General features: G+C 49.7%; 14 protein-coding genes. All 14 read right to left on the reverse strand.

Features of this window, described 5'->3' with window-relative positions:
• Positions 1-112: 112 nt before the first annotated feature.
• Positions 113-1,297, reverse strand: coding sequence for a formate-dependent phosphoribosylglycinamide formyltransferase (purT, locus tag MJZ25_05630; GenBank protein ID MCQ2123651.1), 1,185 nt, complete (start codon positions 1,295-1,297; stop codon positions 113-115).
• A 104-nt stretch (positions 1,298-1,401) separates the two neighbouring features.
• Complete coding sequence (locus MJZ25_05635; protein ID MCQ2123652.1) at positions 1,402-3,027, reverse strand: hypothetical protein; 1,626 nt, start codon at positions 3,025-3,027, stop codon at positions 1,402-1,404.
• Positions 3,028-3,220: 193 nt separating this feature from the next.
• A complete protein-coding gene (gene ftsZ / locus MJZ25_05640; GenBank protein ID MCQ2123653.1) occupies positions 3,221-4,864 on the reverse strand; it encodes a cell division protein FtsZ in 1,644 nt (547 codons plus the stop codon).
• A 34-nt stretch (positions 4,865-4,898) separates the two neighbouring features.
• Positions 4,899-6,140: a cell division protein FtsA gene (gene ftsA, locus MJZ25_05645; GenBank protein MCQ2123654.1), complete on the reverse strand. Its 1,242-nt coding sequence runs from the start codon at positions 6,138-6,140 to the stop codon at positions 4,899-4,901.
• On the reverse strand, positions 6,133-6,975 hold the full coding sequence (locus tag MJZ25_05650; protein MCQ2123655.1) for an FtsQ-type POTRA domain-containing protein: 843 nt from the start codon (positions 6,973-6,975) through the stop codon (positions 6,133-6,135). Before MJZ25_05650 ends, ftsA begins: the two co-directional genes overlap by 8 nt.
• 18 nt (positions 6,976-6,993) lie before the next feature.
• Positions 6,994-8,376: a UDP-N-acetylmuramate--L-alanine ligase gene (gene murC / locus MJZ25_05655; GenBank protein ID MCQ2123656.1), complete on the reverse strand. Its 1,383-nt coding sequence runs from the start codon at positions 8,374-8,376 to the stop codon at positions 6,994-6,996.
• Entirely contained in the window at positions 8,376-9,446 is a 1,071-nt protein-coding gene (gene murG, locus MJZ25_05660; protein ID MCQ2123657.1) for an undecaprenyldiphospho-muramoylpentapeptide beta-N-acetylglucosaminyltransferase, read from the reverse strand. Before murG ends, murC begins: the two co-directional genes overlap by 1 nt.
• Positions 9,443-10,591: a putative lipid II flippase FtsW gene (locus MJZ25_05665; protein MCQ2123658.1), complete on the reverse strand. Its 1,149-nt coding sequence runs from the start codon at positions 10,589-10,591 to the stop codon at positions 9,443-9,445. The genes murG and MJZ25_05665 overlap by 4 nt, the downstream gene beginning before the upstream one ends.
• 41 nt (positions 10,592-10,632) lie before the next feature.
• The gene (locus tag MJZ25_05670; GenBank protein ID MCQ2123659.1) at positions 10,633-12,015 is read right to left on the reverse strand and encodes a UDP-N-acetylmuramoyl-tripeptide--D-alanyl-D-alanine ligase; all 1,383 of its coding nucleotides are present in this window, start codon (positions 12,013-12,015) and stop codon (positions 10,633-10,635) included.
• The gene (locus MJZ25_05675) at positions 12,008-13,435 is read right to left on the reverse strand and encodes a UDP-N-acetylmuramoyl-L-alanyl-D-glutamate--2,6-diaminopimelate ligase (protein MCQ2123660.1); all 1,428 of its coding nucleotides are present in this window, start codon (positions 13,433-13,435) and stop codon (positions 12,008-12,010) included. The genes MJZ25_05670 and MJZ25_05675 overlap by 8 nt, the downstream gene beginning before the upstream one ends.
• Positions 13,435-15,327: a PASTA domain-containing protein gene (locus tag MJZ25_05680; GenBank protein MCQ2123661.1), complete on the reverse strand. Its 1,893-nt coding sequence runs from the start codon at positions 15,325-15,327 to the stop codon at positions 13,435-13,437. The genes MJZ25_05675 and MJZ25_05680 overlap by 1 nt, the downstream gene beginning before the upstream one ends.
• Positions 15,324-15,638 carry a hypothetical protein gene (locus MJZ25_05685; GenBank protein MCQ2123662.1) on the reverse strand — a complete coding sequence of 105 codons (315 nt, stop codon included), beginning with the start codon at positions 15,636-15,638 and terminating at the stop codon, positions 15,324-15,326. Before MJZ25_05685 ends, MJZ25_05680 begins: the two co-directional genes overlap by 4 nt.
• Positions 15,635-16,720, reverse strand: a complete 1,086-nt coding sequence (gene rsmH / locus MJZ25_05690; GenBank protein MCQ2123663.1) for a 16S rRNA (cytosine(1402)-N(4))-methyltransferase RsmH — start codon at positions 16,718-16,720, stop codon at positions 15,635-15,637. The genes MJZ25_05685 and rsmH overlap by 4 nt, the downstream gene beginning before the upstream one ends.
• A complete protein-coding gene (locus MJZ25_05695) occupies positions 16,707-17,186 on the reverse strand; it encodes an MraZ family transcriptional regulator (GenBank protein ID MCQ2123664.1) in 480 nt (159 codons plus the stop codon). The genes rsmH and MJZ25_05695 overlap by 14 nt, the downstream gene beginning before the upstream one ends.
• Positions 17,187-17,332 lie beyond the last annotated feature (146 nt).

Genomic DNA, 17,332 nt, shown 5'->3' on the forward strand with positions numbered 1-17,332 from the left:
TACAAATCACAAAGTATGAGATAATATAAGAGAAAAGCTCGGCGAGGCCGAGCTTTTTCTAATTACGAGGTACGAATTACGAATTATGAGAATTCGCGGGTCCGGACCATTTTTACAGCGTGATTTTCACCTTTTCGCGCATAGCCATGACGGTGTCCTTTGCTTCTTCCACAGTGTTGCGGCGAGCGAGGAGAACGCCCATACGGCGGTGACCCTTCAGTTCCGGCTTACCGAAGAGGCGAAGGCCAGTATCCGGTTCTGCGAGAACTTCTTCGAGGCCGCTGAACTTCACCTGAGTGGAGTTGCCGTCGCAAACGATTGCCTTGGAAGCACTGGGGCCGTGGAAAGCAATGTTGGGAATGGGCAGGCCGAGAATGGCTCGTGCGTGGAGAGCAAATTCGGAAAGGTCCTGGGAGATCAAGGTTACCATACCGGTGTCATGGGGTCTCGGGCTCACTTCGCTGAACAGGACTTCATCCTTGCAGACGAAGAGTTCTACACCAAAGATACCGCGGCCACCGAGAGCGTCGGTCACCTTCTTGGCAATGACCTTAGCCTGTTCCAGAAGTTCCGGCTTCATGGGCTGGGGTTGCCAGGATTCCTGATAGTCACCACCAACCTGATGGTGGCCGATGGGTTCCAGGAATGCAGTGCCTGCCACGTGGCGGACGGTGAGCAAAGTAATTTCGTAATCGAAGGGAACGAAGCCTTCAATAATCACACGGCTTGCCTTACCGGTACGGCCTTCATTCTGGGAAATGTTCCAGGAATTCTCGATATCAGCTTCAGTCTTGATGACGCTCTGGCCATGACCAGAAGAGCTCATCACCGGCTTGATGACGCAAGGAATACCGATTTCCTTGACGGCAGCCTTGAAGTCTTCGAAGTTGTCAGCAAACTTGTAGGGGCTGGTCTTGATGCCAAGTTCTTCGGCAGCGAGACGGCGGATACCTTCGCGGTTCATAGTCAGCTTGGTTGCCTTGGCGGTAGGAATGACGGTGTAGCCTTCGGATTCCATCTGAACCAAAGTATCGGTAGCGATAGCTTCCACTTCCGGAACGATGTAGTCAGGCTTTTCCAGTTCAATGACGCGACGCAGTTCTGCACCATCCAGCATGTTGATTACATGAGAGCGGTGAGCCACCTGCATGCCCGGGGCATTTGCATAACGGTCAACGGCAATCACTTCAACGCCGAGACGCATCATTTCGATGATGACTTCCTTACCCAGTTCACCTGCACCGCAGAAGAGAACCTTAGTTGCACTAGAGCTAAGCGGGGTACCGATTTCAGCCATAAAAAACTCCTGTTAAAGGCCCTATAAAGATAGATAATAATGATGGATGAGCCAAGTACGAATTACGAATTATATTCTCATAATTCATACTTCATAATTCATAATTAGAATCTGTAGTCCACGGGGTTTAATGTGAATTTCACACCGGCACGGATCCAACCGTCGGTGCCATTTTCGCCTTTGACATGGTCCAAATTATCGTAAATGCGGAATCCACCACCCAGATAGTATTCAAACCAGCTCTTTAATTTGTCCTTATAAAGGACGTCAAAGACATACTGGCTTTCTTCCACACCGGAAGTGGAGCCCTTAGTATTCAGAGCTTGGTTATACTCGGTATAAAGTTCCTTGTCACCCTGCTGTAGCCAGGCAAAGGAAAAATCGACGGAACGTTTTCCGTATTTCCAATTGACATCGAGCCACAAATCCAGTGCATCAGGGCCTCGACGGTAGCCTACAGGATAGTCCACAAAATAGGCATCAGCGTAGTCGGGATCATTTTGTTCACGATAATTGCTGCGGTACATCCTGCGTCCAGTGTACTTGAGCAGGGGCAGCTTGCTATTGTTGGATGCGGGATCTGTAAGAACCACATCAAGACGGGTAGTAAACGTGCCGTATTTTTCTGTCGGAATTTCCTGGGTATAGCCAACCATATAGTTGATAATGGAGCGGCTCGTTCCCTTATCATCGTCCTCGCCTACCGGACTGTTCAAGTCTTCCATGTTCATCTGACCGTAGAATTTTGCACCCTTGATGGGCTTAAAACCTATGTCGAAGGAAGTTGCGGCCGAAGTATAGCCCGAGCCGTAATTATCGTGCCAGTAAATGAACGGATTAAAGGATCGGAATTCCAGTGGCTTGCCACCGACCATGCTGGTTTCAACCACATAAGCCCAGAATTTGGATGTTTCAAGACCAAAACGATGGTACACCAAATTCTTTACATTTTCACCATAAGTTCTGTTACGCTGATTATCAACCTGTTGACTCGGTTCCGTACACTTCTGGGCGTAAGCTTCTGTTCCCTTGACCGGACAACCTGTTGCATGATCAATAACATCACCATAGAGCCAGGCGTTAAGAGAACTCAGCAAGAAATCGTAACGGAAGATACCCGGATTGAATTTCCAATGGATACCGTCATGGTACGGGATTCCACCAATAAGGATGTCGTTGGGGGAAGTTTTCACATCAGCCTCAAATCGGCCCACCTGCACATAACCTACCGGATTGTTCCAACGGGCATAGGCATTGATCGGGACATTGATATCCAATTCGCTAGGTTTGTAAGTCAAGTTCGTTTTGGTAGAACTATGATACCAAGCTTCAATATCTTTTCGAAGAGGAGCTTCCAGCAAGAAATGGAAATTCTTGTAACCGGCACGGAAACTCAACGTGAAGAAAGGATTGATGCGGTCTTCGTAATTGCGGCCTGTTTCCAAGGGAATCTGGAGGCCGCGCCAATTGGCAGTGGGACCTCCGTAATGTTCTGCAGTATCTGCAGCAAAGTAGGAGGCCGTAGGGCCGCCATTAAAGCCAAATTCAAAATCCGTTCCAACCTGAACGTAGCCCTTGAGCTTGGAAGAATCACTCCAAAGAGAGCTGCGCCACTGTTCCACGGAAACAGAGCTATCCACAGAAACTGCAGACGGAACAACCGTAGAAGCCTGAGCTGCGGCAACAAGCCCCATAAAGGCAAATGAGATTTTGAAAAAGGATCGCATCATTACTTTGAATGTAGAAAAAGTATAAAACAAAAAGGATTGCCCAGGCAGGGAGACCCAGGCAATCCCTTTGTGTTGTGTTGAATGCGCACTCGCGCATTCGTGTGTGTGTGTGTTTCGTTGAAGACGCACTTGGCATAGCCTGCTGACAAATCAGCAGAGCTTATCTACACCTAATGGCCTTGAAACTGTTTGATTAGAAATCCCTTCCGGAATTCATACGCATGTATGCGGGCAAGCTGTAGTCAACATCAGCCTGCTTCAGGGAATCTTCTGCTTCCTGACGGCCAGCAGCAACGGGCTGACGTACAGTAACATTTTCCTTCTGACGCTGCCATGCCGGAACTTCCAAACCTGCAGTACCACCGTTCATGATGTCGTCATCAGCAACAGCGGAGAATTCAGAGGTTTCGGAGCTACGGAAGGTAGTTTCTTCTGCGGTAGCGTTAGCATTGAAGCCCGGATCGGCAAACATTGCTGCGCCAACTGCACGCATCACCTGAGAATCGGTGAGGGACGGAAGTTCCTGAGCAGGAGCCGGTGCCGGAGCAACGGGAGCAGCCTGCTGAGCGGGCATCTGACGGGTAAACATTTCAGGAGCAGGTGCTGCCGGAGCAACAGCAGGAGCGGCCTGAGTCTGAGCCAGAGCAACAAAGTTCATGGAAGTCGGACGCGGAGTAGCCTGCTGGACACCATGAACCGGAGCGGGAGCTGCCGGAGCAACAGGAGCAACATGCTGTGCAGACGGAACAACGGGAGCTGCAAAGCCAGTCTGCATCATGGTCTGCTGCATTGCGTTCATGACCGGAGCCTGAACCGGAGCTGCAGAGGTACCACCGCAACCGGTAGCGATGATGGTAATGCAAACCTTGTCGCCCATTTCCGGAATGGTGATGTCGCCGATGATGATGTTCGGATCGCCTTCTTCGCCGACCTTTTCATAAATGTGTTCCATAGCTTCGCTATGTTCGATCAAAGAGTAGTTTTCACCGTGAGCCACGTTGATGAGCACGCCGGATGCACCCTTGACGTCGATATCTTCCAGAAGCGGAGATGCGAGGGCCATGTCTGCAGCCATAATGCCGCGGTTTTCACCCTGAGCGAAACCGGTACCCATGAGAGCGCTGCCGCCCTTGAGCATGACCTTACGAATATCAGCAAAGTCAACATGGACGAGGCCGTGGTGGAACATAATATTGCAAATGCTCTGCACTGCGTTGCCGAGGATTTCGTCAGCCATCTTGAAGGCTTCTTCCATGGTAGCCTTCTGGTTGGAAGCCTGGAGGAGGGTCAAGAGCTTCTTGTTTTCAACAACGATGATGGTGTCCACTGCTGCGCGGAGGTTGGTGATACCCTGCTGAGCAATCTTGGAACGTGCGTTACCTTCAAAGCGGAACGGCTTGGTCACAACGCCGACAGTGAGGATGCCGAGTTCGCGAGCAACGCTAGCAACGATCGGAGCAGCACCAGTACCGGTACCACCGCCCATACCAGCGGTAACGAACACCATGTCAGCACCCTTCATGGCTTCCTTGAGTTCTTCAATGTTTTCTTCAACAGCCTTGCTTGCCTTTTCCGGTTCCATGCCAGCGCCGAGACCCTTAGTGGTCTTTTCGCCGATGGAGATCTTGTGATCAGCCAAGCTCATGTCCAAAGCCATGATATCGGTATTGACAGCGTAGTATTCAACGCCTTCGATATTCATCTGCTTCATGCGGTTAACAGTGTTGCCACCTGCGCCACCGACGCCGAACACCTTAACCTTAGCGTTTCTGAAAGAGTTGTCGTCTCCGACGATGCGGGACTTTGCCTCGAAATTGATATTGTCGAATTCACTCATGATTTAATCTCCCTGATTTTGAGTGTTGATGTTGTTATAGATAAGCTTTGATGATGTCAACAAAACGTTGGAATCCTTTCTTGACGGAAACTGCAATCTGGGTGCCAGTTTCGTTTCTCTTCTTTTCGCGATACTGCTTGTTGGCGTAGTAAAGAAGGCCAATACCTGTTGCATAGGACGGATTCTGGTATGCTTCCTGAATACCGCTCATGCCCTTGGGGCGACCAATACGAACCGGCTTGCCAAATGCCTTGGAAGCCACGTTGTCAATACCATCCAAAGAGCAGCAGCCACCAGTCAAGACGATGCCACCGTTGATGATAGAATCCAATTGATGTTTCTTAAGATCCTTTGCCAGCAACTGGAAGATTTCGTTAACGCGAGCCGTAATCACCTGTGCCAAAAGCTTGCGGGAGCACGGGACGTCGCCACGGTCACCAACTGCGGGAACCGGGAAAGTTTCATCTTCAATCAAGTTGCTGATAACGCAAGTACCGTACTTCTTCTTGACTTCTTCAGCCTTGGAGAGTGCGATAGGAACTTGCAAGCACTTGCAAATGTCACTGGTAATCACGTTACCAGCTAAGTCCAGAGATGCTGTATAGCGAACAGAGTCGTTGACAAAGACGGCAATGTCAGCAGAGCCAGCACCAATATCCACCAAGGCAACGCCTAATTCGCGTTCGTCATCGGTGAGAACTGCGCTAGCTGCTGCCAACGGTTCAAGCACGAAGCCAGCCACATTGAGGCCTGCCTTCTGGATGCACTTTGCCAAATTCTGCATAGCGTTCTGGCGGGAGGTGACCACCTGAACGTTAGCCTTCAAACGACGACCGGAGCGACCCTTCGGATTGCGGATCGGACCATCGTCATCAATGGTGTATTCACCGGGAAACACATGGATGATTTCACCGGCGGAAGCAGGAAGAGTGCTAGCCTGCTTCTGGACATTTTCAATATCTTCTTCGCGAACTTCGCCTGTAGACAAGGTAATGATACCGTCGCAGCAGTAAGACTGGACATGCTTACCGGCAATGCCCACATACACGTCACGGACGTCCACACCAGCGGAAAGTTCAAGCTGGGATGCAGCTTTCTGCAAGGTTTCGACGATCAAGTCGAATTCCTCGGCATTTGCCAACGGGAAATCACCGCATTCGACAACGCGAACGGAACTTCCTTCGGAAATACCAACAAACAGATTCACCTTGGATGCCCCGATATCAAGGCCAAAGATGTAATCTTCCTTCTTTATGGTTTGCTTGTTATCATCCATTGACGCACCTCTTATCAAAATTCCTTACATAGGCAAAGCCATGAAATCTCATGTCCACCTCCCCTGCGCAACGCAGGTCCTTGGCAAAGCCTTCACCCAAAGATTCATACAGGGCGAAGTCGTCTTTCTGCCAACCCGATGCCGGATAAAGAACACGATATCCAACATCTCTAAAAAACACTTCTACAGCCTTGTTCTCTTCATCCCAACCCACCTGGGACACATCTTCGTACAAAGCGTTGTTCATCTTCCTCATGGTATTCAGGAAGGTCGCAATGACTTCAACCTTATCCAAGGATTCATTGTCCAAAACCGGCAAGCGCATGGCCGTTGCCATGGAAAGCGGCATGGAAATTCCCTTTTCGGAATAAACCTTGGCCTTACCCTGATCAAGAACAGAAAGCACCGGAGAAGATTCCTGCAACTTGATAAACAAGGAGGACGGGAATCTCTTTTCCACTTCCACAGAACTGATCAACGGAATCAGCATCAAGTTGGAAGCGACGGAGTCTGCATTCAGTTCAGACATGAGCATGCCAGTTTCCACCTGGGCATTCTGCATCACATCTTCCCAAGAAAGCATACGGTTGCCTTCAATTTCCACATACTGCAAGTGGCGAAGTTCCAGAGGATTGAAGCGCTGGAGATAGAAACGTTCATGCCACAAGGCCACAGCGATAGCTACCACGGCGACGAGCAAAGCCCAGCCACCACGCTTAAACCAGCGAGCCACGCGAGCAGTGCCAGACTTTACTTTCTGGACACGAGCTTCCTTGCGTTTGCGCTCGTTGTAGCCGATTCTGCGGCCAAGCAATGTAGTATCACGTTGACTCAAGTTCTTTGTTCCTATGTACTAGACGCATTCCTCGAGAATTATTTCACCAAGCTTGTAGATGCTACCTGCGCCCATGAGAACAACCACATCACCTTCGCGAAGTTCCTTCTTCAAAATGGGGAGCAAGTTCATCTGGTCGCCAATGAAACGGGCATCGCGATGGCCGCGGGCGGTGGCGCTGTCAGCAACCAGGGCTCCGGTAACACCTTCGATGGGCTTTTCACGGGCGGGATAAATATCGGTTGCAAGCAGAACGTCGCAGTTGGCAAATGCACTACCAAAAGCTTCGTGCTGGTCGCGGGTACGAGTGAAAAGATGAGGCTGGAAAGCAACGATGATTCGCTTGTCCGGGAATGCATCGCGGAAGCCAAGCAAAGTTGCAGTTGCTTCAGTCGGATGATGAGCATAGTCATCAAAGACCATCACACCATTCTTTTCACCGATAAATTCAAAGCGGCGCTTCACACCTTCGAAGGCTGCCACTGCCTTGCGGGCAATATCGGCAGAAATACCTTCTTCCACAGCCAAGGCCACAGCAGCTGTTGCATTCAGCACATTGTGACGGCCAGGAATCTGGAGGCGGAATTCACCGAGGCTAACTCCATCGTTCAAAATTTCAAATACCGGGAAACCCTTTTCGAAACGGAGGTTGTCCACGCGGTACTTTGCCTGACGGGAGAAACCGTAAGTAATCACAGGCTTCTTCAAACGGGCCAAAATCTGCTGCACATTGGAATCATCCAGGCAGAGAATAATCTGACCGTAGAACGGAATCTTATTTGCAAACTGTACGAAAGCATCCTTGATGTCTTCGATATTTTCGTAGGTATCCAGATGGTCTGCGTCAATGTTGGTAATGATTGCAGAAGACGGCATCATGGAAAGGAAGCTACGGTCAAATTCGTCGGATTCAGCAATGAGGTAATTGCCCTTACCCACCTTGGCGCCACTGCCATGACCCTTCACCACACCGCCAACGATAATGGTGGGATCCAAGCCAGCTTCTTCCCAAATCTGGCCAACGATAGAAGTGGTGGTGGTCTTGCCGTGAGTACCAGCGATAGAGAGCGTATACTTCATACGCATCAATTCACCCAGCATTTCTGCGCGCTTGATGACAGGAATGCGGCGGTTGCGAGCTTCCATCAATTCCGGATTATCATGAGGAACTGCAGAAGAGTAAACAACCAGATCAGCATCTTCAACATTCTTTGCATCGTGCTTAGGGTCAACACGAATGCCCAAACCTCTGAGGTAGTCCACGACAGCGCTTTCGCTCATGTCGGAACCGCTAACAATAAAGCCATTAGCGTGAAGCACTTCAGCGATACCGGACATGCCGGCACCACCGATACCTACGAAATGCAGGCGGCGAACACGTTTGCAATCATTAATCTGCATTATGCATTCTCCTTATCCAGGATAATTTTTGCAATCTGGTCGGCAGCATCAGGCATACCCAAAGTCTTTGCTGCAGTAGCCATGTCGGCCAAACGCTTTTCGTCGGCCAGAAGTGTTTCCACCTTTTCCCACAAATGATTTTCTTCAGCATCCAGTTCAACGAGAGCTGCACCAGCCTTTTCCACAACACGTGCGTTATGTTCCTGATGGTTTGCAGTTGCATGAGGGAACGGGAGCAAGATAGACGGCTTACCGAAAGCCAAAATTTCAGCAAGAGCAGATGCACCAGCGCGGCTGATGATCAAGTCTGCATGCTTCATATAAGAGTAGATGCCATCAAGAAAGCCGCGAACAGCAACATTGGGCATTTCACCGAGGCGAGCGTTGATAGCGTCAACGTTCTTTACACCCACCTGCCAGACCACAGATACGTCTTCACGGGCGGTAATAGCCTTGATGCTTTCTTCAATCTTGTTGTTGATGCCTGCAGCACCCTGAGAGCCACCAACGATAAACACAGCCTTCTTGCCTGCGGCAAATTCAGCCGGACGAGCCAAGGAGTCTTCGGTCGGCAATTCGCGAACCGGGTTGCCCAGGATGCGAATCTTTTCGATGGGGAAAGACTTGCCTGCTTCTTCAGAAGTCACGAAGATGGTCTTTGCATAACGGGAGCCGACCTTGTTAGCAATACCTGCAACAGCATTCTGTTCCTGCAGATAAACAGGAATACCCATGGAACCTGCGGCAAGAACGATCGGCAAAGAAACGTAACCACCGGTAGCTACGACAACATCCGGGCTCACCTTCTTGATAACGCTCTTGGCGCGAACGAGAGACTTGGTCAGTTTGAAGGGCAAAGCCAAATTCTTAAGGAACGGACCACGGTGAAGCGGTTCGGCAGAGATGTATTCATAGGGCCAGTTCTTTGCAACCAGGCGTTCTTCCATAGAACCCTTACGGCCAGCAAAAGTAATGTCGGTCACGCCCATCTTCTTCAGGCTATCGGCAATAGCTACTGCCGGGAAAATGTGACCACCGGTACCACCGCATACGAAAAGAAACTTCTTCATACGCCACTCCTTGTAAATTCAAAATTCCTAAGTACGCTGCTTTCAAGTGAAGCTCTGCTGGAGAAAGGTTCCTTAATCAATCTTCCAGAGTTCGGACGAGAAATGTTCAGCAAGATTCCAATGACGACAGAGGAATAAATCAGGTTTGTTCCTCCAAAGCTCAGGAAGGGCAGAGGCTGGCCTGTCGTCGGTCCAAGATCGATACAAACGCAAATGTGGATTGCGAAATTCATAAAGATGGAAAGAGTCAAGGCCAAGGCCAAGTATTTTCCAAAGCGGGTGGAGGAGTTCTGAGCAATCTTGAAACCCTGTGCAAACAGGAGGGTAAACAACACCAGAACAGCCATCGTTCCCACAAATCCAAATTCTTCACCAACCACAGCATAAACCACGTCTTTGTGAGCTTCCGGCAGGTAACCAAGTTTCTGAACGCCCTGACCGAAACCAGTGCCAAACCAGCCACCGTTTCCGAGAGCCTGCAAAGCATGATCCACTTGCCAGTTAGAAGCAGTCATTTCGCCATCACCAGCAAAGAATGCAAGAATTCGTGCACGAGAATGAGTTGAGGACAACAGCTTAAACAGCAGCACCGGAACCATGGCGGCAAGAGCATAGCCCATATACTTCAAATTCACGCCAGCAGTCAGCATAACGCAACCCACAATGATCAAGATGATGAGCATCATGGAATAGTTCGGCTGAAGCATCAAAAGCACAACTGTAATACCCACGGGAATTGCCGGCTGGATAACAGAGCACTTCAAGCTCTTGATATTGTCACCAGCCAAGGAAAGCTTTTCGCACAGCAGCACCAGCATTCCGAGTTTCATAATTTCAGAAGGCTGGATGCCCAAAATCCAACGATTAGCGCCCTTCACGCCATGACCGGACACAAGTGCGGCAATTGTCAAGACAACACCAACACCAAATGCAATGCGTCCCAGCCAGCGCCAATGCCTATAATCAACGACGCGACCAAAGAACAAAATAAGTCCGATACCGACGATAGCTTTCTTAAGGTGAGCCATCATGTAAAATTCTGCAGGACGGCCATTGGCGACAGCAAAGGGAGCGGAGGCGGTATACACCTCTGCTACACCAAAGCAGATCAGCAACAAGGTCACTACCAGGAGGATCTTGTTCATGCCGTTATTTTGAACAGAATTTTCCACTAAACTTTTTTCCCTTAAGCCTTTACAGAAGTGAGACGAAGCATTGCATCAACAACCTGCTCCATGTGCATGCCGCGGCTGCCCTTCACCAGGAGGACATCACCTTCAGCAACAACTTCGGTCAAACTGTCGATAAGTTCTTGTACAGTATTAAAATGGAAAGCCTTCTTCATGCCCTTGGACTTTGCACCCTTCACGTAGAGTTTCGCCTTTTCGCCAACAGTGAAAAGCATGTCGAAATCCATTTCAGGAACAAGTTCACCCATCTGAACATGGAGTTCATCGGTCAACTTACCCAATTCAAGCATATCGCCGAGAATAGCGATACGGCGATTGACCTTCATGTTACCAATGGTCTGCAGAGCCATCTTGGTAGAAGACGGATTTGCATTGTAGCAGTCAGAAACAATCTGGAAACCGTTGGCCTTCTTCAATTCCATACGCATATTAGTAGAACGGAAGGTTGCCAAAGCCTTGGCAATTTCGGTCTTGGAGATCTTGAAAGCTTCGCCCACAGCGATTGCTGCCAAAGCATTGTAGACGTTATGGATACCAGGAACGTTCAGACTGAACTTGGTACGGCCAATGTAGAAGGTAGCGCAGTTGTCTTCGTTATAGGACAACTTTTCCGGTTTGTAGATACCGCGCTTGATACCGAAAGTCACCACCTTGTAGCTGGAATTGGTGCGGCACTTGCAAAGACGAGGATCATCAGCATTCACAATGAGAACGCCACCCTTCTTGAGGCCTGCAGTAATGGTCTTCTTTTCAGCAAAAACACCATCCAAGTCGCCAAGGCGTTCCAAGTGGCTTGCGCCAATGTTGGTAATCACAGCAACATCGGGTTCGGTAGCCAAGGACAGCGGACGAATTTCATCAGGACCGCTGGTACCCATTTCAATAACAGCAGCTTCGTGAGAATGCTTCAGCTGGAACAAGGTCATGGGAACGCCAATGTGGTTATTGAAGTTACCTGCAGTAGCGTGGGTATTGTACTTGGCAGAAAGAACAGCCTGGGTCATGCCCTTGGTTGTCGTCTTGCCGTTGGATCCGGTAATGGCAACCTTCTTCACGTTGAACTTACGCTGATAACCCTTAGCGAGTTTCAACAGAGCCTTGGTAGTATCGTCTACCGGTGCATACATCTTGAAGGTTTCAATGCCTGCGGCATCCTGATTTACAACGCTCATCAGCGCTCCATCCTTTTCCATCTGAGGTACAAACTGGTGGGCATCAAAACGTGCGCCCTTAATCGGCCAAAAGACTACGCCCTTGGCGGCTTCTCGAGAATCCATGCAAAGATTCACCTTGCGGTTCTGGGTACGTCCATTGACGCCCACCGCGGTGGTCTCCAGGATTTCAAGCATTTCCTTAATTGTCAAGTCAAGCTTAAACATTTGCCATTGCCTTCACCACTTCCTCGTGGTCGTCAAAATGATGCTTTGTCTTGCCGATGATCTGGTAGTCTTCATGACCCTTACCGGCAACAACCAGCCAGTCGCCATCCTTGAGCTCAGCGCAGGCGCGAGCGATAGCTTCGGCACGGTTTTCAACAACTTCAAACTTATCGGTCTTCATACCGGCACGGACATCGTTAATGATGTCGGTGGGATTTTCGGTACGAGGATTATCAGAGGTGAGCCAAGCCTTGTCAGCCAGCTTTTCTGCGATAGCACCCATAATGGGTCGCTTGGTCTTGTCACGGTCGCCACCACAGCCGAACACGGTGGAGAGCTTGCCGCGGCAGAGAGAACGAGCAGTCATCAAGACTCGTTCCAATGCATCCGGAGTATGAGCATAGTCCACAACCACATGGACACCGTTCTTGTTCCAGACCTTTTCAAAACGACCCGGAACACGAACTTCTGCCAGAGCCTTATCCATGGCTGACTTGGAAATACCCACAGCCTTTGCCCAGGAAAGGACCAGCATCACGTTATCTACATTGAAGTCGCCACAGAGAGCGGTTTCAAAATGAGCGTCAGCGCCAAAGCCAGCCAAGTCAAACTTCAAGCCATCTTCGGTATTTTCAACAACACCAGCGGGCTTCACATCAGCCTTTTCAGAAGAAAGGCGAGAAACACCCACAACCTTACGGCCAGCAGCTTTCAATTCTTCGCAAAGCTTTGCACCATGTTCGTCATCCACGTTGATAACGGAAACGCCATCAGCAGCCTGGTACTTTGTGAAAAGCAGCTTCTTTGCTTCAAAGTAGGCTTCCATGGTCTTGTGGTAATCCAGATGATCCTGGGTCAGATTGCTGAACAAACCGCTACGATAGCTGATGCCAGCTACACGGCCCTGGTGCAGTGCATGAGAAGAAGCTTCCATCACCAAGTCGGTGCAACCTACTTCCACAGCCTTTGCAGCAAAAGCGAACAAATCCAAAAGACCCGGGGTGGTCAAGTTGGCAGGAACGGAAACATCGCCCACCTTGTTCTTGATGGTACCGAGAAGAGCGACCTTATGACCTGCAGCAGTAAGCATTGCATCCATGAGGAAGGCGCTGGTGGTCTTGCCGTTTGTGCCAGTAATTGCATGGCAAGCAAGCTTTGCAAAAGGATCCTTATAGAAAATCTTTGCTGCTTCAAGACGGGCTACGCGAACATCGGAAACCTGAATCCACTTGGAAGTCAATCCTTCGGGAGCGATAGTTTCGGCAACGACGGCCACAGCACCCGCAGCAATTGCATTACGGGCGAAAACATCGGCTCCTTCAGCAGGAATCGAGAAGAACAAATCGTTTGCCTTCACGCGGCGGGAATCGTCGCACAAACCTTGAACATTCAAGTTCTTCATCAAAGTATCAGACAGCATTAGCTCCTCTCCTTCAACGTCAGTTTGCAAATCTGCCCTTTACGTAATTCTTCATCGGCTTTCGGGGATTGGGCAACAACGCGACCCTTGCCTGTATATTCCACATTCATACGGATGTTTCCGGCAATTTCCAGAGCATCCTTCAAGGAAAGACCCTTAAGATCCGGCATCTTGCCCGCAGTCATTTCGCCAAGCATCAAGGTGATTCCGAGGGAATCACTTCTGTCCCTGCGTTCGGAAATAACGCGGTTGCCTTCACCTTCAAACTGAACCGGGCAATTTCTGGAAGCGGCCAAGGCCTTGGCAGCGTCGGACTTCATACCCACATAATCACCCTTGCAACGGCTCTTGGCATCCACAACTTCCAAGCCGTAGGATGCAGGAGAAAGCTGCGGATGATAATAAACGGCTTCCATGATGCGACGGAAAATCGGGCCAGCGGTATTACCACCGTGTTTCTGCGCGGTTTGTGGATCATCCACCAGAACCATGCAGACATAGCGAACATTTTCAACAGGAGCGAGACCAATGAAGGAAGCCACCTGATGATCGCGGTCATACTTGTGGGTTTCCTGGTTGTACTTTTCAGCAGTACCAGTCTTTCCACCAAAGACCACATCCGGAATCTTCTTGCTCATCACCTTCTTTGCAGTACCGTTGTTCACAACACGGTGAAGCATCTGGCGAATACTTGCGGCAGTCTTTTCAGAAATCACTCGACGAACTTCCACAGGTTCCTTCTTTTCAACCAGGTTGCCCTTGGAATCACGCCATTCCTTCACAATCATGGGTTCCATCAGCTTACCGCCATTGGCAACAGCGGAATAGGCCATCACCAACTGGATCGGAGTAGCCATCAATGCGTGGCCAAAGCCCATGGTTTTCAAGGTACGATCATCACGGCTCAATTCGTAGGGCTGGAGAATCTTGCCTGATTCTTCACCATAGAAAGCGTCGGAAGTTCTCATACCAAAGCCAAAGTTACGAGCCATGAGATAAAGCTTTTCTGCACCAACCTTGTCTGCAATCTTGCCGTAGACAATATTGGAAGACTGAACCATGGCTTCAGCCATATCCATGTCACCGTAAACGTGGGTATCGCAAATCTTTTCAGACTTTTCGCTCCACTTCCAGCACTTGCCTTCGTTTTCAAAAACAGAATCTGGAGAAACAACACCATTTTCCAAGGCAGCGGCAGCGGTAATCACCTTGAAAGTGGAGCCTGGTTCGTAGGACATTGCCACAATATCGTTCTTGGCCATGCTACCAACGCCCTGCTTTTTGGAGTTGGGATCGAAAGTGGGATAGCTTGCCATGGCAAGAACTTCACCAGTATAAGGATCCACAACCACGGCGCTTGCGCTTGTTGCCTTGAATTCGTTAACGCCAGCCTTCAGTTCCTTTTCAACAATTTCCTGCATATTGCGGTCGATTGTCAAGACAAGGTTCTTGCCCGGCTCAGCTTCAGCAACGTTTTCAGAACGGCCGTAGATTTCGCGACTCTTGGCATCTTGAATGCTGACGCGGAAACCTTCACTACCTCGGAGACGCAAGTCGAAAATACGTTCCATGCCCATGCTACCCACGCCATTATAGCCAACCTTGCCCACAATCTGGGAAGCAAGTTTGCCCTGCAGGAATACGCGGGTAAAATCTTCGGTCTTTACGGAATCACGGAGATTGTCAGCAAAGACAACTCCATTGCGATCCATGATCTGGCCGCGTTCTGCATAGATGTTCTTGGTGCGGGTCACCATGGTCTTGGTTTCAGCCTGGTAAACCTCGCGGTTCGGAACCTGGATAAGGAATGTCTGCAAGGCAATCACGCAGATAATGCAGTACACCAGAATCTTGATGATGAACAGGGGATTAATGTAATTGATCAATTTCATTTTGATCCCCCGGACAAACGTACCTTGGTAGGTACAGCATTCAAGTCATAGCCAGCTTCTTCTGCAAAACCGGACAGGTTTTCCAGGGAGCTCAGCTTATTGATTTCAAATTCCTGCAGAAGGATCTGACGATCCAAAAGGCCCACCTGCTTGGAAAGCTCATGGGACTTTTCATAAAGACGAGTCAGACGATTCTGCATATACAAAGGCAAAATCAAGTTGAGGCCAGCCATCAGGACAACAACAATGAAACCCCGCACAATGGTGCGGTTGGAGTAGAAGACGGGAATGTTCTTCACTTGTTCACTCATACCCGTTCGTATACCCTAAGTTTCGCAGAGCGAGCCCTGCTGTTGACGGCAACTTCATTATCAGAAGGAAGAATCGGCTTACGGTTCACCTTCTTGAGGCGCTGATGATTGCCACCGCACATGCATACAGGCAAGTGTTCCGGGCAAATACAAGCCTTTTCAAATTCTGCACAAACATCCTTGACGCAACGGTCTTCCACAGAGTGGTAGCTCATGACCACCAGACGACCGCCCACCTTAAGGCAATCCACTGCAGAACGGATGCTAGTTTCAATCTGGCGGAGTTCGCCATTCACTTCCATACGGACAGCCTGGAACACACGGGCCATAAGGCTGTTGGCATCACGGCGCTTATCCGGGAAGACTGCTTCTACGGCAACCTTGATATCGCTAGGCAGAATGTCGCGACCTTCGCGAGATGTTTCTGCAGCAATTTCAATAATGCGGGTAGCAAGCTTAAATGCACGGTCCATGTCGGCGTTCTTGCGGAGAGCTTCGGCAAGGTCGTCGGCGCTTACGGCACGGAGCCATTCCTGGGCAGAAACTTCTTCACGGCGATCCATGCGGAGATCCAGCGGATTGTTACCTACGAAGGTAAAACCGCGAGAGGAATCATCAACCTGATGGCTGCTGATTCCAAGATCGTAAAGGACACCGTCTACAGCGTCGGCAGAAATTTCGTTACCCAGTTCACTGAACGGAACCGGATGGACAATAAACTGAGGAGCAACACCAGCAAGACGCTTGGTGGCAAACTTCACTGCGTCATCGTCGCGGTCGAAGGCATGCAACGTGCCTGCTGCGGAAAGACGGGTTGCAATAGCATAGGAATGGCCGCCACCACCGAGGGTGCAGTCAACGAAGGTTCCGTCAGCGAGAATTTCACCAGACTTGTTCAGTTCAGAACCGCTTTCAAGACGGAGGCCTTCCAGGCACTGCTTGAGCATCACAGGATCGTGATAGAAGACACCATTTTCGACACCAGCTGTTGCGGCATCGGTACAGGAGCGAACAACGCCGCCGGCGCTATTCAAAATTTCACTAGTCTGCAGGGATTTTACTTGGGGATCACTTTTGGACATTCAATCCCCTCGAAAAGCCAGTCATGCACATCTTATTGAACTCATCCATAGCATCTCCTCTGAGAGAAGAAACCTTGGCTTCGTATCTTTCTGTGCTCCACAATTCCAGGGACTTGCCGCGGTACTCAACGAAAGTTACACCACTAGTAAGTCCAGCATACTGGATTTTATCCTTAGGGAGTAAAATGCGGTTCTGTCCATCCAGTTCCACTGTGGAAGACTGGAGAGACAGACGGAATTGTTCTGCTTTTTCGAGGTCGGGGTATTGATCCAACTCGTCCATGAACTTGTCATATTCTGACATAACAAACAGGCGGAGTTTGCCGTCGGCCCAATATGTCAGCATGAATTCCGTCCCGTCTTCTTCGGTCAATTGACGACGGAATTCCCGAGGGAAGGCGCACCTTCCCTTTCCGTCGATAGCCGATTTGGCCTGACCTCTAAAACGTTTCGGTTTATCGTTCATTACACACTATTCCATCACAATTTTACACAACACATGGAATTATATACACACAGGACAAATATACCCACTTCCAACCACTTTGGCAAGATTTCCTACCATTTTATTACATTCTCGCCCCACTTTCGCCCACCATTTTTGATTTTACC

This window comes from Fibrobacter sp., from assembly GCA_024399065.1.
Lineage (GTDB): Bacteria > Fibrobacterota > Fibrobacteria > Fibrobacterales > Fibrobacteraceae > Fibrobacter.